The following is a 19690-nucleotide window of genomic DNA, read 5'->3' as shown; positions in this document are numbered from 1 at the left end:
TCACTACCAATACCTTAAGAACTATCCCACTTTTTCAAAAGCGGAGCGCAAAGATAGGAAACATGACTCATTCCTTCCAAATTATTTTGTTCTTTTTTTCAAATTATTTGCTCTTCTTTCTCTTTCTGCCTCTTTCGATTTCTTTAGAACCTTTGCTGGTAAAGGATTATATAGTTATAACGGAAAATCACTTTTTTTTATATATTTCAATGTAGATTTCTCTTGCCTGATCCATTTTACTCATTCTTTCAAGGTATATATAATAGAAAAGGTCGCTTTAGAAAAAGCAACCCTGCGTTTTTAAAACCCTAGAACACTTCATTTCCTAGCTTGTAACTAGCAAATCATGAGAATTCAAAAATAGAACTATGAACTACTTGACAACAATTAAATACATAATTACTCCCAACATCCCCAAAAAAGCCATCCACCCGCTGTTTTTTGTAAACCACCTTCTCCTTTCACTCCAATAAGTTTTACCATTGGCTTCTGACCACTTTCGTAGTGAAGCCCTGTCTAACACCAGCACCCGGTATGGAATATAAGTAGCGCTGAAGTCAAGATAATGTGCCAGGTGCTTCTTTGTAACCGTATGCAAACCATTTACAGAATCAAACACACGAAATGCTATATTCCAGACAGGTGTATCTAATAATAGCATCCGGTCATCTTTTTCTACCAACCATACTTCATCACGATCAATATACGGCCTGGTGGTATACACTTCCTGTACCGCAGCATTGATTCCGATCGATCTGGCGGCGAAACAAAGGCGTAGTAACGGATCGTGCAGATGAACTGCATTTGCACATTCTTCTATCAGTTGTTCAGAAATAACCATCTTCTCACTTAATGCATAAGCAGACAAGAGTCGTATTCCCGATTCGAGCTTTTTATCTCTGTAAGCAGGTGTAACATCCATTGTTTTCTTTTTAGCCTGATATGTATATAACCCCTATCCTTACAAACAAATAATACAACTTTGTTCAATATACGAAGTATACTCCACTACTGCAACCATACAGTATAACCGAAGATCATATTTTAAAACTTTTTCTTTGAGGCTTTTTAAAACCTAATGAAACCGACCTTTCAACATATGTCTTTTTTTATCAATAGGTTTGTTTTTTTGAGGCAGGAACAAAAAAATAAGGGGCATAGCCCCTTACCTTATTAAAAATCACCATATGAGGGAATAACACTCATGATTTATTCAATGCTGCTTCTATCTCTAATGATTTTGGCAACAAGACTTCTTTCTTTAACTGGATATGACGCTGCACCTGAAAATCAAAAGCCTTCAAATGCACTACGAGCGAGCGTAACTCTTCTCCCAGCTGATCGATACAATAATAGTTAGATTGTATTCTGACGCCTGCAATGATTTCTTCCATCATAACAATTTCAGCATTCAATTGCTGAGCAATGGGTTTACGCAGCGTAGATACCAGCAATTCGCCATAGCTTTCTTTCGACTTATAGGCTCTTGTAATTTGCTTGATATAAGGAAAAATTGCATTCTCAGTAGTACTAATCATAGGCAGCAGCTCTTTCTTTACTCTTAATAGAATCTGCATCAATACTTTTACTGAAGGATCGGCTTTTTCCACCTTCACCTGCTGAATTTTTTCCTGCAATAAAGGAGTTGTTCTTCTAAGATATTTATGATGAATATTGATTAAAAAATCTACCAGAAAGTCAAGCTCCCACTCTCTTGCCCCTACTGCTTCTACATATGACACCTCGATCATTTCATTCAGAACAGCCTCCATTTCTTCAACCGGCACCTGATATTTCTCACAGAAATCCGCCACTGTTATCGGGGTCTCTACACAATGAATATTCTTATATGTATCAAATAAATGTATAGCCCCTGGATGCACTTTGAGAATCTCACTCACATATTCTGAGCGCCATTCTTTTTGATTCATTTTTTCCATACAGGGTAATTTTTTAAAATACCCGGCAAAATATTCTATTTCAAAAAGCTATTCTATGACTAAAATCATATTAGTAAAGATTCTATTCATATTAACTTTTACATGATTTCAAGCTTTTTACAGACCTTTGTGCAGTTATGAAACAAACTCAGCAAAAATATATTTTGTGGATCGGCATTGCGCTCTCAATTGCAAGTGTGATTTTGTTAACCGCCTTTCCGCATCACCAGATTTTCTTTTCCGGCTTCGTGCTTTCCATTCTGTTAAGCAGCTTTTTAAGAAACTGGAAGTTCACGGCTTTTTCATTTGCGCTCGCCGTAGCCAGTTTGTTTATCCGTTATCAGATCATCGCCCCCAGCTACTTTATTGAGTTCTGGATCAGTGATCTGTTAGTAATTCTTGCAGTTTTAACACTTACTGCCATTGCCGGATGGTGGATAAAAGAAAAATATGCGGCACAAGATTCAGACCGTCAACAGATTACAGCGCTTTTTGAATATGCTACCGAAGGTATTATACTCACCAACGAAAAAGGTGAAATTATTCTAATAAATCCGGCGGCATTACGTTTGTTTCAATTTTCAGAAGAAGAGATTATTGGTCAGAAAATAGAATTATTGATTCCTCACCGCTTTAGCCGAAACCATAATAATTACCGCGAACGCTTCAATAATAATCCGTCAAACCGTACTATGGGACACGGCAGAGACCTTTTTGCCAAAAAGAAAAACGGGGAAGAGTTTCCTGTAGAAGTGAGTTTGTCGTACTATAAAGACAACAACAAAATTTATGTCATCGCCTTTATCGTAGACATTACCCAAAGAAAAGAATCTGAGCAGAAAACTGTAGAACAAAAAGAAGAACTGGAGCGGGTTTCGAATGTCATTCGTAAGCTGAATACCGAACTTGAATCGAAAGTGGAAGAAAGAACGATGATTCTCAAAGAAGCTTTGGAAGAACTGGAGCGCTCTCAAAAAAGTTTGTCAGACGCTTTAAATAAAGAAAAAGAGTTAAATGAAATCAAATCGAGATTCGTTTCGATGGCTTCACATGAATTCAGAACACCGCTAAGTACGGTACTTTCATCAGCCAGTCTGATTGCCAGGTATCAGAAAACAGAAGAACAGGAGAACCGGGAACGACATATCCGGCGTATTAAAGATTCTGTTAAACACCTGAATGACTTGTTAGAAGATTTCTTGTCGCTGGGCAAGCTGGAGGAAGGAAAAGTTGTAACACAGTTTGCTGAATTTGATGTGCCCGACTTTCTACAAGACACGATTGATGAGATGCAGCCAATACTGAAAAAGAATCAGACAATTGATTTAACGTATGAAGGTGATCATTTCATTACCACTGATAAACGTCTTCTGAAAAATATTCTGATTAATCTCATATCCAATGCAGCGAAGTTTTCAGATGAAAGCAGTACCATTCAACTGATTGCCCGTAATTTAAACAATGAGTTATCAATTCAGGTAAAAGATCAGGGGATCGGTATTTCGCAGGAAGACCTGCAACATATGTTCAGTTCATTTTTCAGAGGAAAAAATGCGTTGAACATTCAGGGAACAGGCCTGGGTTTACATATAGTTAAACGCTATCTGGACCTTATTTCGGGTGAAATACATCTGGCGAGTGAACTCAATGAAGGAACCACTATTTCGATTGAGGTTCCTAACCAGCCATTTAAAAACAATGAATAAAATCATTTAATTTTTGTGGCAGCATGGGGCTTAACATCGGAATACCGAGCTCCATCCCTCTCAGAATTAAAACGACTCCCAATACCATTGAGTAAACGGGTATTAATCTGAGTATTTTTTGGCGGGTAGCAATATTTATTTTCCAGCCAAGAAAACCGGCTCCAAATAATAGTGGCAGCGTACCCATTCCGAAGAAAAACATGTATATCCCTCCGTGCAATACGGGTTGAAATGCCAGTGAGCTGGCAATGGCGATATACACCATCCCGCAAGGCAAACAACCATTGAGCATGCCCATCAGCCAAAGTGCACCTGTTGAAGGATTTTTCGATAATTTTAATAAATAAAAATTTATCCAACCGAACCAGCCCATGATTCCGTTTTTGCTTTTTGGAAGCCATTGATAGAGCGCAAAACCCAACAAAAACAATCCCATCATAATGGTTAAGCCTTTTTGAAATCCTGCCATATATAACTGGCGGCCGAAAATACCAAAAATCAACCCGAACAGAACATAAGTAGTTATTCTTCCTCCATTATAGACCATCATGCTGATAACAGGAGAAGTTTTTCTGCCCATCAAAGGTAAACTCATTACGAGCGGGCCACACATGCCAACGCAATGCAGGCTGCTGACAAGCCCCAGAAGAAGTCCGGATATGATTATTGTTATCAATTTATTACGATTGAGATAGGTTTTTCCTGATAATATTGCTGTCCGTCTGCATTGAACTTCAGTTTCAAAGTATAACTTCCTTCACCGATTTCACTCAATAATATCGGTGAAGAAATACCGTTTTTGAAATTCACTTTCATTTTCTGGTCTTTTTTGGCATCATAGGCGCAATAAAAATGTGCATCGGCCTCTACTTCATTCTGATGAATATCGGCAGGCAGAGAAATTACGAGTTGCCGCTGGTCAGTGTGATAACTGATCGAGTCTTTTAATGCAACGGTTCTGTTGGCCGCATCTATGATTTGCTGATACACTAATTCTTCTTTGTAGTACTCTTTTGATACCATATCATAATTAGAGTTCATGCTTTTATATACGAGGTAAATAATCATTCCACCGAATGCGATGAAAGCAATGACCAATATATTTCCCCAATGTAATTTCATATATTTATTTTTTTCTTTTGATAGGACCCAAAAAGTTTACTTTTTTCTGAACGATCAATTTTTCGCCTTCGTAAACAGCTATTTTGAGATTCAGCTTCCGGTCTGTTACCGCTTCTTTTGGCAATATGACAAAGAAGGTTCCTTTTGACTGGTCTTGTGGTTTCAGATGAATTTCCTGATGTGTTCCGATAACTTGTATCCGCCCGTCAACATCAGTTAATTTCAAGGTAATACTCATATCATTATTCGTTTTATTGAGTATTGAAACGTTGTAAAGGTTAGAGATAGAGTCTTGCTGATGTTCCTGAAAAAGCATTCCGGGTGCTCTTAAAAAAGTAGCGTCTACATCGGTTCTGCTAAATAAAAGGGCTGACAATATTCCGACCAATACCACCAACAAACCGGTATATAGCTTCATCCGGGTAGTAAATCGTAAAGGTTGTTTTTGCTGGATTCCGTTTTCTGACGCGTAACGGATCAGGCCAAGGTTACGATTCAACGCTTCCATTACATTGTTACAGGCGTCGATACAAGCGGTACAACCGATACACTCCATTTGAACACCGTTTCTGATATCGATACCAGTAGGACAAACTTTTACGCACTGATTACAATCTATACAATCACCTAAAGGGATTGCTGATTTTTTAGAATTTCCTCTCGGTTCACCTCTTTGATAATCATAAGCAACGATCATTGAATTTTTATCGAGTAAAACTCCCTGCAAGCGGCCATAAGGGCAAACGACAGTACAAACCTGTTCTCTGAAAAAAGCATATACGCCATAAAAAACACCTGAGAAAATAAGAATAGCGAGAAAGCCTTTATAATGTTCAGAAAAGTCACCGGTAATAATTTCTTTCAATTCATCAATACCAATGATATAAGAAAGAAACGTATTGGATATAACAAAAGCCAGTAAAAAAAAGCTGAGATGTTTAGCCGTTTTTTTAAACAACTTTTTGGCAGACATTGGACTATTATTCAGTTGGCGTTGTGCAGCGGCATTTCCTTCAATAAAATATTCTACTTTTCTGAATAACATTTCCATGAAGATGGTTTGCGGGCAAACCCATCCGCAGAATAATCGTCCGAAAGCGGTGGTAAAGAGTACAATAAAAATCACAAAGGTGACCATTGTAACACCGAATATAAAAAAATCCTGTGGCCAGAATACTTTTCCGAAGAGAATAAATTTAGCCTGTGTAATATCAAACAGAAAGAACGGGCGGCCATTTACTTTGATAAAAGGCAGTGCAAAGAAGAGGAAGAAGAAGAAAAAACTAACCCAAGTTCGCACATTATACAACTTCCCTTTGGGTTTAGTGGCATAAATCCATTTTCTTTTACCTTTTTCGTCAACGGTAGCTAGTCTGTCTCTAAAAGAATGCTGGCTTTGCGGAACTTGGGTCATGTTACATCGATTTAGGGTTCGTCTTATTCTTGTGAAGGATTGTCTGGTACTTCTTCAGTGTACAATTCACCTTGCGGTTCTTTTGCATTTGGCGGATTTGATCCTTTTATACTTTTAATAAAGCTGGCTATTTGTGCCATCTGTACAGGTGATAAATCTTCCTGCCAGCTTCTCATACCTTTGTCGGGCCATCCGTATTTAATTGACTTGAAAATATCTGCCATTGATCCGCCGTGGATCCAGTAATCATCAGTTAAGTTCGGCCCGATAGCATTCCCTTCACCAACTTTTCCGTGACAGGCAGAACAGTTATCAATGAAAACTTTTTGTCCTAAAGCCAGTTGTGATGCATCGTCAATATATACCACAGAGTTTTCATCTACATTATTAGCTGCATTTTTCAAATAAGCTTCTTGTCTTATTTTAGCCTCTGCTACAGAAATTTCATATTCCTGGTGGCTTAAAGGAGCCGATTCGGCTACGTGATATCTCCATAAATACACCACACTGAAAATGATGGTAAAATAGAATCCGTACAACCACCATGGGGGAAGTCTGTTATCTAATTCACGGATACCGTCATATTCATGTTCCATTACGATGCCGGCTTCTTCTTCTTTAGATTTAAACTTGTTGAGTTTATTCCAGAGTTTAGCCCAGTCAATTGATTTTTTCGGAGCAGTTTCTTTTCCGAAGTTTTTCGACAATACTATTTTAATCTGAACCAGGAGATACAAAATGACCATTAGTTCGATCACCAGTACACTGATCATTACATAAAATGCTGTTGCAGACAAACCGCCGGGATAAAGCACGGTTTTTGCCACTACTTCAGTAGTTTCCTGTGCAAACAAAGCCGGGCTAACAAATAAAGCACCAATCAGAAGAGCCACTTTACCGGCATCAGTTTTTTTGATTTCGTCGGTTTTAATCCGGGATGCACCGATTAATACATTTGCTAACAATGCAATAATTAACAGTAAAACAAACATCAGTATCACCATTGTTAAAACGGTTGGATCACTGATAGAAGACTTTACAGGAGCGTACTGACTTTTCGCGAAGCCGGGGAGTGCAACTCCCAGGCTCATGAAAAGGGTTAAAAAATATTTGAATTTATTTTGCATAAAAGAACTCATTGGAAATTATTAATCGAGGGGTATTCTACTGATTTCGTTAATAGTATTCTTATCCGATCTGAATACCCAGATCACCATGAAAATGAAGAATAGCCCGAACATGGTAAATGAGATCAAAGGATAAATGCTTACTCCGGAAATCTTTTCGAGATAGTGAATGAATTTCATTTGAATTCAATTTTATTTTTGAGCAGTTTCTGCTTTAATATCGGTACCGACTCTTTGCAAATAGGCGATCAGTGCCACGATTTCATCAGTTGGTTCAACCTCCAGTTTATCTTTTGCAAGACTTGCCTGAATTTTTGTTGCCTGAATCATCAGATCTTCATTTGCCCTTTGTTCATATCCTTTTTCATAAGGAACTCCCAGTTTAATCATTGCCAGGATTTTTGATCTTGTGGTAGCGGTATCTACTTGTTTTTCGAACAACCACGGATAGTTTGGCATAATAGATCCGCTGGAAACCGATGCAGGATTTAACATGTGGTTGTAGTGCCAGCTATCGGGATATTTTCCACCGATACGAGCCAGATCCGGACCGGTACGTTTAGATCCCCACTGGAACGGGTGATCATATACGAATTCACCGGCTTTTGAATATTCTCCGCTGTATCGCACTACTTCATCTCTGAAAGGGCGAACCATTTGCGAGTGGCAGGTATAACATCCTTCTTTGATATAGATATCTCTACCCTGTAATTCGAGCGGTGTATATGGTTTTACACTGGTGATAGTTGGAATATTTTCTTTTATGAGGAAAGTAGGAATCATTTCTACAGCTCCCCCAATGGCCACCATAATTAAGCTAAGTACTAACATGGTCATTGGTTTTTTCTCGATCCAACGGTGCCAGTATTCTTTTACTTTTGAATGATGAACCGGTAATGGCGCTGCTTCGGCGGCCTCATTAGCCACAAAACTTCCTTTTTTCACAGTTTTGTAGATATTATAAGCCATGATGATTGCACCTGCGAGGTATAATAAACCACCCACACTTCTACTTACGTACATTGGCAGAATTGCCTGAACAGTTTCCATGAACTGGAATTTTAATTGTCCGGCTTCAGTGAAAGTTCTCCACATCTGAGCCTGCATAAAACCAGCCCAATAAAGTGGAATTGCATAAATCACAATACCTATTGTACCTAACCAGAAATGGGCGTTGGCTAATTTTTTAGAGTACAATTCGGTTCCCCACATTTTTGGAACGATATAATAAAGCATACCGAACGCCATAAATCCGTTCCAACCTAATCCCCCGATATGAACGTGAGCAATTACCCAGTCGGTAAAGTGCGCAATCGCATTTACATTTTTTAAACTCATCATCGGACCTTCGAAAGTAGACATACCATAACAGGTAACTGCTACCACGAAAAACTTCAGTACAGGATCTTCTCTTACTTTGTCCCATGCTCCTCTCAGCGTAAACAAACCATTTAACATACCACCCCATGAAGGTGCCAATAACATGATAGAAAAAACTACCCCTAAAGATTGTGCCCAGTCAGGTAAAGCGGTATATAATAAGTGGTGTGGACCTGCCCAGATATAAATGAAGATCAAAGCCCAAAAGTGTATAATTGAAAGTCTGTAAGAATATACAGGTCTGTTCGCTGCTTTCGGCAGGAAGTAATACATTAAACCTAAAATCGGAGTAGTCAGGAAGAAGGCTACGGCATTGTGTCCGTACCACCATTGTACCAATGCATCCTGAACACCTGCATACCAGCTATAACTTTTAAACAACGAAACAGGAATAGCAAAAGAGTTTACAATGTGCAACAATGCTACAGTTACCCAGGTAGCGAGATAAAACCAGATAGCTACATAGAGGTGTTTTTCTCTGCGTTTTGCAATGGTTCCTATCATATTAATACCGAATACTACCCAGATTAAAGTAATGGCGATATCAATAGGCCATTCTAATTCTGCGTATTCTTTACCGGTAGTAAAACCTAACAACAGGGTAACAGCGGCGGCAACAATGATAGACTGCCATCCCCAGAAGTGAATTTTACTCAGTTTATCACTGAACATTCTGGTTTTACATAAACGTTGTAATGAATAATAAACGCCGGTAAAAATACAGTTACCAACAAACGCAAATATGATCGCATTTGTGTGAACCGGTCTCACTCTACCAAAGGTGGTAGGAGCGAAATCAAAACTCAGAGCGGGGATATACATCTGAACAGCTGCGTAAAGTCCGGCCAGCATGCCCACGATTCCCCAAACGATAGTGGCGTATCCAAACCACTTTACGATCTTATTGTCGTAGTAAAACTTTTCAATTTGCATAAAAACTATAGTTTCGGATTTGTAGGTAACTTTTATTTAGAAGATTCGGTTGTTTCTTTTTTGGGAGGAGCATCGTCGAAAAGCATTCTGATCGGTGGCGAATATTCGTCTTCATATTGTTTTGATTTCACATTCCAGATAAAGGCTCCCAGAAAAATGGCAGCTACTGAAATACTGACTAACAACAATAATATTATTACACCCATAGTAACATAGAATTATAGAACAAAGCTAAATTTTGTCACAGGTGTGTAAAATGATCTGATACAGTGTGGGAAGTGATTTTAATCAGGCAGCAGACAGAGGAATAAAAAAGCACATGACTTGCGTCATGTGCTTTACTCATAATTTCCATTTTTTGGCCAGGAGATTACTGGCACCGTAGGTTAGTAGTAAAATACTTAAACTGCTTGAAGGCATTAGAATAGCTGCAATCATAGGACTTAATACACCTTTCAAGGCAAAATAGATTCCGATTACATTATAAACAACAGATACAATAAATGTAATAATGATAATAACTTTGTTGGCTTTACTCATCTTAATAAACACAGGCATACGGTTAAATGAACCGGCTTCCAGTATGGCGTCACTTGCGGGAGTGAAATTGTTTGAATTCTCCGCAATAGCAATACCCACATTACTCTGTTTCAATGCCCCTGCGTCGTTCAATCCGTCTCCCATGAACATTACATGGTCGCCTTCGTCTTGTACAGATTTAATATATTTAAGCTTGTCTTCAGGTTGTTGTTGAAATTTTAAAATTGCCTTTTCTCCCAGTAATTCACGCAAAAACGGTTCATCTTTGTCTGAATCACCCGAAATCACAGAGATTTTGTAATTCTTTTTTAAAAAAGAGAGGGTTGGAGATAATCCCTCTCTAAACTGATTAGAAATAATAAATCGACCGATATACTTGTGGTTGATTGCAACGAGTACTTCCGATAATGCTTTTTTGTTATCAAGCTCAGAGGTTTGAATCCATTGACGAGAGCCCAGTTGAACGTAGTTTCCATCAATATATCCGCTTACTCCTTTACCGGGAATTTCTACCACGCCTGTAACATTCATTTTATCAAACTTGATAAAGTGTTTTGCAATGGCCCTGCTCATAGGGTGTGTAGATTGAATGGCCAGGGAACAAATCATCGACTCATCTTCCCAACTTAACATTGCTCCCTCCCACTCTACTTTCTGTTTTATGCTGGTGGTTAAGGTTCCGGTTTTATCGAATACAATATGATTTACCTTTTCTATTTCTTCTATAGCCTGTGCATTTCTCAGGTAAAATTTATTTCTGCCTAATATGCGAAGAATATTTCCATTGGTAAAACTTCCTACCAATAATAGTGCACACGGACAGGCTACTATCAATACTGCTGTTACTACATTTAATATTTTTGACGGATCTGCCCAGGCCCAATAGGCTGCACCTAATATAGCAATGGCAAAAACCACCACTGTAAACCATTTACTGATACCATGTAAAAAAGATAACCCTTTTATTTCATCAGCAGCAGAATCGTCATTTGTCCATAAACGGGTCAGATACGACTGGGTAACTTCACGCATTACCAGCATTTCTACATTCCCTCCCACCTGTTTTCCGCCCGCATATACAAGCTCACCCATTTCTTTAGTAACCGGTGCAGATTCTCCTGTTACAAAACTATAATCAATATGGCCTCTGCCTTTTACCAGCATTCCGTCACAAGGAATTAGTTCTTCATTATGAATCAACAAGGTATCACCCACTTTAATATCCGGTAACGCGGTAGGAACAGTAAGATTTTTCTTTATTACTTCTACGGCAATAGGAAAATAAGAAGTAAAGTCGCGATCAAAAGTTAACTGATCGTAAGTTCTTTGTTGTACCACCCTGCCTGCTAACATAAAAAAAACAATTCCCGACATTGAGTCAAAATAACCCGCACCAGTACCACTCAGTACTTCATATACACTTCGCGCATAAGTAACCAGTACTGCCAACGCAATCGGGGCATCAATATTCAGAAACCTTTTCGTTAATGCCTTCCAGCCGGAAATAAAAAAGGGTTGAGCGCTGTAAAAAAATACAGGTATTGCCAGTACAAAGATGATGGTTCTGAAAACGTTTTGTAAGTTTTGTTCTGAATCTTCTAAACCGAGGTATTCGGGAAAACTCATCAACATGATATTAGAAAAACAGAATCCTGCAACACCCAATTTGTAGATCAACCCTTTTTGATAATTGGCAGGTTGTTGTTGTAACTGATTTAAGCTGATATAAGGTTCATAACCAATAGAAGTTAACAATTCGGCCACGGTTCTCAATGTTGTTTTTTCTTTCAAAAAAACAATACTCACTTCTTTTTTGGCAAAATTTACCCGCGCGCTAACGATACCATCATTCAGTTTATGAAGATGTTCGAGCAGGTATAAACAAGAACTGCAATGTATCTGAGGTAAATAAAAATCAACATGAGCCTTAGTTTCATCCTGAAAATGGATGAGGTTTTGCTGAATTTTATCTTGTTCTAAAAAAGTAAATTTATCTTCTCTTACCTTAATCTTTTGCTGTTTACCCGGATTGTCGTTCAGATTGTAATAGGTACACAGGTCATGTTCATTCAACAACTGATACACCATTTTGCAGCCTTCGCAACAAAACTGATGATCGTCGTAATGAATTTCTTCAGCGACACAATCTAAACCACAATGATAACAGGTTGTAACAGCTACCTCCATATATCAACATTTGATAGGTCAAAATTAGTGGCTGATTTTCACCGGTTTCATGAGCACCATCACCGATTTTCATGATTTTAGTCACCACTTATTCTGATATACTTTGTACTTTTACCAGACGAAAATCAGCATGAGCTTATGCAAAAAATCTTAGTTATTGACGACAATACGGATATCAGAGAAAATACCGCTGAAATTTTATCATTGGCGGGTTATCATACGGTTACTGCAGAAAATGGAAAATCGGGTGTGGACCTGGCTATCAAAGAAAAACCCGACCTGATTGTTTGTGATATCATGATGCCCGACCTGGACGGATACGGAGTACTACATCTATTAAAGAAAAACACTGATACTGAAAGTATTCCATTTATTTTTCTGACTGCCAAAACTGAAAGAGGCGACTTCAGAAAAGGAATGGAAATGGGAGCTGACGACTATATCACCAAACCATTTGATGATATTGAACTATTAAAGGCGATTGAAATTCGCCTCAAAAAAGTGAATATCATAAATGCATCCTACGAGCATTCAAATCACGGTGCTTCTCAGATGATGAAAGACCTTGAAGATTCGGGCATGGTAATGCTCGATCCGGAGAGATACGATACCGAAACGATTTCAAAAAAACGAATCCTCTATTCTGAAGGTAAACGCCCTAAATATCTTTATTACCTGAAATCAGGAAAGATCAAAACTTTCAAAACCAACGATGACGGTAAAGAATATATTACCAATTTATATAGCGCGGGCGACTATATCGGGCACCTCTCCTTACTCGAAGATGAAACCTACGATGAAACAGCTGAAATATTGGAAGAGGCAACCATTGCTTTTATTCCGAAAGAAAATTTTGTAACAACCGTTTACAACGACCTGCAAATCGCTACTAAATTCATCAAGCTGATTTCGAAAGATGTAAAAGAAAAAGAAGACCGTTTACTGAACCTTGCATACGATTCGCTCAGAAAACGTATTGCCAAAGCATTAATTGATATTTATAATAAATTCAATCAACAAAATAATGCAGATCAGATTGACATCTCCCGCGAAGATATCGCACAATATGTGGGTACTGCTACCGAATCACTGATCAGAACACTGAGTGATTTCAAATCTGAAAAATTGATTGAAATTAAAGAAGGAAAAATAAGAATTACCAGTCTGGATAAATTAGAGCACCTCCTTTATTAGTGAAGAATTAATAATTTTTAATTAAGTGTGGTAAATGATGGGGGGCTTATCAGCAATAAATATTCAGGAGCCGGATGAAATCATCTGACTCCTGAAGTAAAACTAAAAAATCAATCATAACATTTCCGATAAAGCCATTTCCAGACCAATCTTGTTCTGTTGTTCAAAACTAAGATGGCCCGTATGTTTAACAGGCAACCAGGTGTTTCTCATTCTTCGTAAAACGGTCACCTCTATTCCCCATAAAAGATCAGCTTGCTTTACAAACGATTCGATAGAATCTGCCTCACCGGCCCCAATATCATTGAGCTCAAAAACAGAATAACTCCGTCTCCAAACATTTAACTTCGATTGTGTATGAAAAGGATTTCCCTTTTGCCGCATTATCATTCTCAGGTAAGGATATTGTTTCTGAATCAGACGATCACAATCTTTTTGAAATTCATGTATGGAATATATTATCATATTGGTGAGGTAAATGGTTGATGACAAAAAGTGGTGCCGACATGCGTTTTTTGCTGTAGGATATTGAACGGATTTCTGTAGGATTTGGACTTTCAGACGCGTCATATCAACACCACTCGTACTGTCAATTGTGATACAAATATACCATGCCCGAAACGTTGATTCCATTGACTTCCATCACCGCCAAACATGATCTTCATAACCATCAAACGAGAACACCGGTCATATCAGCAGATGGGAAAATGAAGTACAGTATTATAATACGTAAATGTCACCAGATAAATGGTAAGATGTTATGGAGTATTGAAAATGAGGTATCTGAAGAGAGTAGAAAAGATATTGACAAAAAGTGGCGTCGACATTCTCTTTGTTTTTAGGATATTGAATGGACTTTCAGGACTTGGATTTGTAGGACGTTAACATCAACACCACTTCTACTGTCAATTGCAATGCAAATATAAAAACAAAGAAAACATAACAAACTGATTTACATCAGATTAAAACATGATCTTTGTAAATAAAAGAAGGTCAGACTAAACGCCTGACCTTCACCAATGTAACCCTTTATAGCCGTCACAAATATAGATACACCAATGTTTGCGAAAACTGATCTGTGGCATACCTGATACTGATTTTGCTCAGGAAAATATCTTTTTAAGGAAATAATATTCTTTTAAAGAATTTATGACTATTCGTGCCTGTTATATCCTATTTAAACTGGTAAATTATTTGATTTTTACTATTATTTCCGTATCTTCTTGTAAAGAAATCTTTGCGTTTTTGTACCGGGGAGGTGTTCCCAAAATGCCTCTTCTATTTAGCGAAAAACCATAATTCTTAGGTATTCCAAAAAATTTTGTATCCATTTTATTGTCGAGATTCGCATCAAGAAAACACGCTAAAGCAAACTCTCCTCTGGGCATTACATAAATCATTTTATGCGTTTCGTTTTTCTGTATCGGAAATATACCGCTTTTTATACCGTTTCTTCTGTTGAAATTATTTTCGCCTTGCATCAGTGTATAGTAGATATTCCCTTGCACAGATTTCGAAAGGAAAGTAATTTTCAAATCAATATAATTTTCCTGAAAAATTTTATCGATTCTATGTTGATCTGGTGTTATCTGGTGCATCGCTCCTAATGCTTCATCAACTTTTAACCCCATCATTTTCATAGACGTTGTAAACAGCACTTTATTCATTTCAAAAGAGTAATTTTCCAATTTAAAAAAATCCTGATTAATAGCAGAAGCCTCCGGATCAGCATTAAAATTTATTTCCGATAACTTAAATTGTTTAACAGTTTTATTGTTGAATGATTTAAAGTACACTTCCAGGTTAGTTAAATCGTAAACAACAGTCCAATAAGTTTTGTAATGCTCTTTACTTTCAGCACTGTTGCTCAAAATTTCAAAAGCCTGATCAGCATTTTCAATTTCGATATTTGATAAACTATTTTTTATCTGGCAATACCTGTCGAAGTGAGTTCTTGAATCTTTATCAATTTTCGATTTATGCAGATCAAAATATCTCTCAGAATCCAACAATGTTTCATTAGTTATTACCTGACTTTTTTCAGACTTTCTGCTGACCACAGATTTTCCATCTACAAAATCAATCACAGCAGAATGACCGTTTTTATCAGCAACAAAATAATGAATGGTAGCAATAGGTTTTATTGTCAGATTATTCAGATTTGAAATAACTTCCTCAACTGATGAATAATTATCCAGTTGGTATTGTATCCATTCCAGCTCGGAAATAGTTTGATTTTTATTATCCTGATAGATACTTTCCGACATCCATAATTGTTCAACCACCAATCCTTTTTCATTTATCCCACCATAGGGAAACTCTTTTCCGATCTGATTAAAGGTGATTGACCCAAATTCAGACGTCCAGTTAGCCTGATTTGAACCTCTTAGTCCGTAAGCAAACTTTTTTTGTCCTGCTATATTTTTAATGATATACCCTTGCCCTGTGCTCCAATCAAAATTTTTAGCCAGATACCTGGTTTTCCCATCACAGAAAAATGCTGAACAAGCAAACGTTTTTAAAGGGAACAATACAATTAATATGATTAAATATTTCATCCGGTTTTTTAGTTTAGAACGGTGAGTAACAATCACTTTCCTCTAAAGTAAAGTATTTTCTATTATTTATATGCAGATAGAGGCCTCCTCCCATCATCACCATATTCTGCCGGGGTCAGTTGCATCACTTTTTTTGAAAGTCAGCGGTTACGCATACCACTCCAGGTAATGAATGTGTGAGATTGAACATATATTTTTTAATTGCACTACATCCAAAATCTAATCCGAATTGCATAAAACAATAAAAATCAATTATTTATAAAACAAGCTGCTAATTCAGTTTTATTAACTAATAAGAAGTTGACGTTCAATGATTTTTCTGCACTGTTGTAAAGCGCCGTATATGAACGACGTTTATCTCTCTAAGTTTAAGTTTTCATCTTGAGTTTTTATCAAAAAAGGGGTAATCGGCTGATAAAACTCAAACTTTTTAGGTCATAAAACAGGCATCATGAATATTTTAGCTTCATTTTCCATTGATTTGATAGTAAATTCGCGCAAAGTGTTTTCGATGCATAAAAAGGTGAAACTGATATCTGTTATTATTACTGCTGTTTGTTTAGCAGGAATTGTGTTTTTGAGTATCCGGTTATTTAAAACAGAACTTCCGGTTTTAGGTGATCGCGAGCATCAACTGGAAAGTTTTCAGTTTTTAAATCAGGATAGTGTAGTGATTACAGAGAAAGACCGTGAAGGGAAAGTGGCCGTAATTGAATTTTTCTTTTCTACCTGCCCCGGCATTTGCCCCATCATGAATAAAAACCTTCAACCGGTTTATGAAACCTTTAAAGACCGGAAAGATTTTATTATCTTATCACACACTGTAAACCCGGCGTACGATTCTGTAGCAGTATTAAAAGCCTATAGCGAAAAAATCGGTGCGTATACACCTGTCTGGCAACTTTTAACGGGCGATAAAAAAGCAATTTATGATGCAGCGAGATACGATTACATGATGAATGTAGTGGATCCTGCAACAGATATAGAAGATGATTTTATTCATACTGAACAGGTAGCATTGATTGACCAACAGGGAAAAATCAGAGGATATTTTGATGCTACCGACGAAGAAAGCATGAAACTTTTGATCAGATCGATCAAATCTTTATTATAAACCTTGTAAGTTTAAAAAATGGAATTGTATTACACCTTTTCGGTTTTGATTGTTTTAACCTCATTGTTTGCGTATTTCAACCATCGCTTTTTAAAGCTACCTGCAACAATCGGTATTATGATCATTGCCCTGGTTTGTTCAGTAGCGTTAGTGGCGTTGGGTAAGTTTGTACCGCATTTGTTTGATGATGCCAAAAATCTGGTGAGAGATGCCGATTTAGAAGAAAGTTTAATGGGGGCTATGTTAAACTTCCTCTTATTTGCCGGTGCTATTCACATTAAGTTCTCTGATCTTAAAAATCAAAAAAAATATGTAATCACTTTCTCTACTGTCAGTGTGATTATCTCCACTTTCGTAGTAGGAGGATTAATGTTTTACATATTACAGGCATTAAACATCGGTATACCTTTTATTCAGTGTTTACTGTTTGGTGCATTGATTTCTCCTACTGATCCGATAGCCGTATTAGGAATTTTGAAAAAAGCGGGTGTTCCGAAAGCGATCGAAACCAAAATCGCCGGCGAATCTTTGTTTAATGATGGCGTAGCCGTTGTAATGTTTGTATCCATATTAAATCTGGCAAAATCACAGAATATGGATTTCTCACTCGGAGAAGTGAGCTGGTTGATTGTGAAAGAAGCTGTAGGTGGTGGTATTTTAGGTGCTGCTTTGGGTTGGACTGCTTCCAGAGCCATGAAAAAGATTGACGATTATAAGCTCGAGGTATTAATTACATTGTCTATCGTAATGGGTGGTTATTTACTAGCTAAAAAATTACATGTATCCCCTCCGATTGCAATGGTAGTAGCCGGTATCTTTATCGGTAACTATGCCCGTACCTATGTAATGAGTGATATCACTAAAGACTATGTAGATAAATTCTGGGAGTTGTTAGATGAAATCATGAATGCCATCTTATTCATGTTAATTGGTTTTGAACTTTTAATTATTGAAAACCTGAACGATTACTGGGTAGCTGGTATTATTGCTATTCTGGTAGTGTTGTTTGCACGTTTCGTTTCCATCTGGGCCCCTTCCAGAATCGTTCCGCTCATTGATCGCTTAGATAAAAAATCTACCACTATCCTTGTATGGGGAGGTTTAAGAGGAGGAGTTTCCGTAGCACTGGCCATGTCGATTGATTCGGAATTGAATAAGGAATTAATTTTATCCATTACCTACTTTGTAGTGGTATTCTCTATTATTGTTCAGGGATTGACCATCGGTAAATTAACCGGGGCGAAGAAAAATATCAAAGCATAAGCTTAGTAGAATACATAAAAAATCCCTCTGAAGTAATATTCAGAGGGATTTTTTATGTATATCAACAGAATTTATCTTTTGATCTAATTATTTCGGAAACTGATACCTACGGAATCACCCACTTTTTGTTTTACCCAGCTGCTATATACCCAGATCACACCTTCTCTTGTATCGACTTTTATTTCATAATGGGTTCCGTAAAAAGAAATTTTATTGATGACTCCTCTCCACATACAATTTCTTAAAGGAACGAGTTGCAGTTGTTGCGGACGAATATACCTGAATTGATCACCGAACAGATCCTGCTGGTCGAACTTCACCAGCTGTTGCCTCACTTTATTGTATTTTCCTAAAATACCGGCAACATATTCATTTCCGGGTTCATAATAAACAGCGCCGGGTTCTCCGGACTGAACAATTTTACCGGCCTGCATAATATAAAGATAATCGGCCCATGAGAGGGTATCCTGCGCATCATGCGAAACCATGATGAAGCTAATTCCTAATTCCGTTTCCAGTCGTTCAAAAAGTGCTTTCAGCTGATCTTTGTGAATCGGATCAAGATTAGAGAATGGTTCGTCGAGTAGCATTAATTTCGGACGGGCGATCAATAGCTTTGCAATGGCAATTCTTTGTTTTTCTCCTCCCGATAACTGATGTGTTTTACGTTTCATCAGGTGGTTGATATCACAAATATCAATAATTGACTTTGCTTCTCCGGCAGAAAGTTCATTAGCATATTCCAATACCTGTTCAATACGAAGATGTTGGGGCAGATCGAAGTGTTGCGACAAAAAAGCAATTCCTTTATGGCCGGGAATGAGCTGATCATGCGGACCCATGATTTTTTGTCCGTCAAAAGTAGCCAATCCGTCGTCGGGCTGAATAAGCCCACCAATGATTTTCATTAAGGTGGTTTTACCTGACCCCGTTTCACCTGCAATTGCAATTTTTTGAAATTGCTCCATCTGCAAATGAATATCACTGAGCGTAAAACCTTTATCGCCCTGTTTGTAGATATGTTTGAGGTTAAGATATGCCATTTGATTCGTCAACACTAAAGGTCAAAAATAATGATCAATCGTGTAATTTCATGGAAATGAAACGGAAAAGTATACCAGTTATTTCGGAGATGTCTCTTTTTTCAACCTTTTCGCTACAAATTCCTATCTGCAAAGACCATTCGCCTGCGCTGTTTACTTTATTTACTGT

General features: G+C 37.6%; 18 protein-coding genes. 5 read left to right on the top strand and 13 right to left on the bottom strand.

Annotated features, from left to right (window positions below; all coding sequences use genetic code 11):
- On the top strand, positions 1-304 hold a 304-nt coding region (locus D9O48_RS19060; RefSeq protein WP_233589276.1), incomplete at its 5' end, for a hypothetical protein.
- A gap of 69 nt (positions 305-373) precedes the next feature.
- Here the strand turns inward: D9O48_RS19060 and D9O48_RS18210 are convergent.
- Positions 374-922, bottom strand: a complete 549-nt coding sequence (locus D9O48_RS18210; protein ID WP_126974429.1) for a hypothetical protein — start codon at positions 920-922, stop codon at positions 374-376.
- A gap of 280 nt (positions 923-1202) precedes the next feature.
- Complete coding sequence (locus D9O48_RS18205; protein ID WP_126974428.1) at positions 1203-1940, bottom strand: hypothetical protein; 738 nt, start codon at positions 1938-1940, stop codon at positions 1203-1205.
- A 137-nt stretch (positions 1941-2077) separates the two neighbouring features.
- On the opposite strand from D9O48_RS18205, the gene D9O48_RS18200 reads away from it, so the two are divergent.
- Positions 2078-3646: a sensor histidine kinase gene (locus D9O48_RS18200; protein WP_126974427.1), complete on the top strand. Its 1569-nt coding sequence runs from the start codon at positions 2078-2080 to the stop codon at positions 3644-3646.
- On the opposite strand, the gene D9O48_RS18195 is transcribed toward D9O48_RS18200, so the two are convergent.
- The 8 genes from D9O48_RS18195 to D9O48_RS18160 all read right to left on the bottom strand — a co-directional run bounded on the left by D9O48_RS18195 (position 3630) and on the right by D9O48_RS18160 (position 12349).
- Positions 3630-4322 (bottom strand): sulfite exporter TauE/SafE family protein, encoded by a 693-nt coding sequence (locus D9O48_RS18195; protein ID WP_126974426.1) that lies wholly within the window; start codon positions 4320-4322, stop codon positions 3630-3632. The two genes, D9O48_RS18200 and D9O48_RS18195, sit on opposite strands and share 17 nt — an antisense overlap.
- The gene (locus tag D9O48_RS18190) at positions 4319-4768 is read right to left on the bottom strand and encodes a FixH family protein (RefSeq protein WP_126974425.1); all 450 of its coding nucleotides are present in this window, start codon (positions 4766-4768) and stop codon (positions 4319-4321) included. The genes D9O48_RS18195 and D9O48_RS18190 overlap by 4 nt, the downstream gene beginning before the upstream one ends.
- 4 nt (positions 4769-4772) lie before the next feature.
- Positions 4773-6182, bottom strand: a complete 1410-nt coding sequence (gene ccoG / locus D9O48_RS18185) for a cytochrome c oxidase accessory protein CcoG (protein ID WP_126974424.1) — start codon at positions 6180-6182, stop codon at positions 4773-4775.
- A gap of 23 nt (positions 6183-6205) precedes the next feature.
- On the bottom strand, positions 6206-7309 hold the full coding sequence (locus D9O48_RS18180; RefSeq protein ID WP_158624941.1) for a cbb3-type cytochrome c oxidase N-terminal domain-containing protein: 1104 nt from the start codon (positions 7307-7309) through the stop codon (positions 6206-6208).
- 21 nt (positions 7310-7330) lie between these two features.
- Positions 7331-7489, bottom strand: coding sequence for a CcoQ/FixQ family Cbb3-type cytochrome c oxidase assembly chaperone (locus D9O48_RS18175; protein ID WP_126974422.1), 159 nt, complete (start codon positions 7487-7489; stop codon positions 7331-7333).
- Positions 7490-7501: 12 nt separating this feature from the next.
- Positions 7502-9622 carry a cytochrome-c oxidase, cbb3-type subunit I gene (gene ccoN / locus D9O48_RS18170; RefSeq protein ID WP_126974421.1) on the bottom strand — a complete coding sequence of 707 codons (2121 nt, stop codon included), beginning with the start codon at positions 9620-9622 and terminating at the stop codon, positions 7502-7504.
- Positions 9623-9654: 32 nt separating this feature from the next.
- Positions 9655-9828 carry a cbb3-type cytochrome oxidase assembly protein CcoS gene (ccoS, locus tag D9O48_RS18165; RefSeq protein ID WP_126974420.1) on the bottom strand — a complete coding sequence of 58 codons (174 nt, stop codon included), beginning with the start codon at positions 9826-9828 and terminating at the stop codon, positions 9655-9657.
- A gap of 136 nt (positions 9829-9964) precedes the next feature.
- A complete protein-coding gene (locus D9O48_RS18160; protein WP_126974419.1) occupies positions 9965-12349 on the bottom strand; it encodes a heavy metal translocating P-type ATPase in 2385 nt (794 codons plus the stop codon).
- 138 nt (positions 12350-12487) lie between these two features.
- Between D9O48_RS18160 and D9O48_RS18155 the strand changes: the two genes are divergently transcribed.
- The gene (locus tag D9O48_RS18155; protein ID WP_126974418.1) at positions 12488-13543 is read left to right on the top strand and encodes a response regulator; all 1056 of its coding nucleotides are present in this window, start codon (positions 12488-12490) and stop codon (positions 13541-13543) included.
- Between the two features lie 114 nt (positions 13544-13657).
- On the opposite strand, the gene D9O48_RS18150 is transcribed toward D9O48_RS18155, so the two are convergent.
- Positions 13658-14008, bottom strand: coding sequence for a hypothetical protein (locus tag D9O48_RS18150; protein WP_126974417.1), 351 nt, complete (start codon positions 14006-14008; stop codon positions 13658-13660).
- A gap of 725 nt (positions 14009-14733) precedes the next feature.
- The gene (locus D9O48_RS18145) at positions 14734-16101 is read right to left on the bottom strand and encodes a DUF2141 domain-containing protein (protein ID WP_126974416.1); all 1368 of its coding nucleotides are present in this window, start codon (positions 16099-16101) and stop codon (positions 14734-14736) included.
- Between the two features lie 451 nt (positions 16102-16552).
- Here D9O48_RS18145 and D9O48_RS18140 point away from each other — a divergent pair, with 451 nt between their 5' ends.
- Together D9O48_RS18140 and D9O48_RS18135 are read left to right on the top strand one after the other, a co-directional pair.
- Complete coding sequence (locus tag D9O48_RS18140) at positions 16553-17215, top strand: SCO family protein (RefSeq protein WP_126974415.1); 663 nt, start codon at positions 16553-16555, stop codon at positions 17213-17215.
- Positions 17216-17233: 18 nt separating this feature from the next.
- Positions 17234-18478: a cation:proton antiporter gene (locus tag D9O48_RS18135; RefSeq protein WP_126974414.1), complete on the top strand. Its 1245-nt coding sequence runs from the start codon at positions 17234-17236 to the stop codon at positions 18476-18478.
- Between the two features lie 83 nt (positions 18479-18561).
- On the opposite strand, the gene D9O48_RS18130 is transcribed toward D9O48_RS18135, so the two are convergent.
- Positions 18562-19521, bottom strand: a complete 960-nt coding sequence (locus D9O48_RS18130) for an ABC transporter ATP-binding protein (RefSeq protein WP_126974413.1) — start codon at positions 19519-19521, stop codon at positions 18562-18564.
- Positions 19522-19690: the final 169 nt, after the last annotated feature.

It is taken from the genome of Gynurincola endophyticus (assembly GCF_003991195.1).
Lineage (GTDB): Bacteria > Bacteroidota > Bacteroidia > Chitinophagales > Chitinophagaceae > Gynurincola > Gynurincola endophyticus.
This window is presented reverse-complemented; position numbering and strand designations above follow the sequence as displayed.

What these genes read in the sequence shown, in the direction of transcription:
- D9O48_RS18210 (WP_126974429.1), bottom strand. Translation starts at nt 922, where the DNA reads ATGGATGTTACACCTGCTTACAGAGATAAAAAGCTCGAATCGGGAATA.
- D9O48_RS18205 (WP_126974428.1), bottom strand. Translation starts at nt 1,940, where the DNA reads ATGGAAAAAATGAATCAAAAAGAATGGCGCTCAGAATATGTGAGTGAG.
- D9O48_RS18200 (WP_126974427.1), top strand. Translation starts at nt 2,078, where the DNA reads ATGAAACAAACTCAGCAAAAATATATTTTGTGGATCGGCATTGCGCTC.
- D9O48_RS18190 (WP_126974425.1), bottom strand. Translation starts at nt 4,768, where the DNA reads ATGAAATTACATTGGGGAAATATATTGGTCATTGCTTTCATCGCATTC.
- ccoG (WP_126974424.1), bottom strand. Translation starts at nt 6,182, where the DNA reads ATGACCCAAGTTCCGCAAAGCCAGCATTCTTTTAGAGACAGACTAGCT.
- D9O48_RS18180 (WP_158624941.1), bottom strand. Translation starts at nt 7,309, where the DNA reads ATGCAAAATAAATTCAAATATTTTTTAACCCTTTTCATGAGCCTGGGA.
- D9O48_RS18175 (WP_126974422.1), bottom strand. Translation starts at nt 7,489, where the DNA reads ATGAAATTCATTCACTATCTCGAAAAGATTTCCGGAGTAAGCATTTAT.
- ccoN (WP_126974421.1), bottom strand. Translation starts at nt 9,622, where the DNA reads ATGCAAATTGAAAAGTTTTACTACGACAATAAGATCGTAAAGTGGTTT.
- ccoS (WP_126974420.1), bottom strand. Translation starts at nt 9,828, where the DNA reads ATGGGTGTAATAATATTATTGTTGTTAGTCAGTATTTCAGTAGCTGCC.
- D9O48_RS18160 (WP_126974419.1), bottom strand. Translation starts at nt 12,349, where the DNA reads ATGGAGGTAGCTGTTACAACCTGTTATCATTGTGGTTTAGATTGTGTC.
- D9O48_RS18155 (WP_126974418.1), top strand. Translation starts at nt 12,488, where the DNA reads ATGCAAAAAATCTTAGTTATTGACGACAATACGGATATCAGAGAAAAT.
- D9O48_RS18150 (WP_126974417.1), bottom strand. Translation starts at nt 14,008, where the DNA reads ATGATAATATATTCCATACATGAATTTCAAAAAGATTGTGATCGTCTG.
- D9O48_RS18145 (WP_126974416.1), bottom strand. Translation starts at nt 16,101, where the DNA reads ATGAAATATTTAATCATATTAATTGTATTGTTCCCTTTAAAAACGTTT.
- D9O48_RS18140 (WP_126974415.1), top strand. Translation starts at nt 16,553, where the DNA reads ATGAATATTTTAGCTTCATTTTCCATTGATTTGATAGTAAATTCGCGC.
- D9O48_RS18135 (WP_126974414.1), top strand. Translation starts at nt 17,234, where the DNA reads ATGGAATTGTATTACACCTTTTCGGTTTTGATTGTTTTAACCTCATTG.
- D9O48_RS18130 (WP_126974413.1), bottom strand. Translation starts at nt 19,521, where the DNA reads ATGGCATATCTTAACCTCAAACATATCTACAAACAGGGCGATAAAGGT.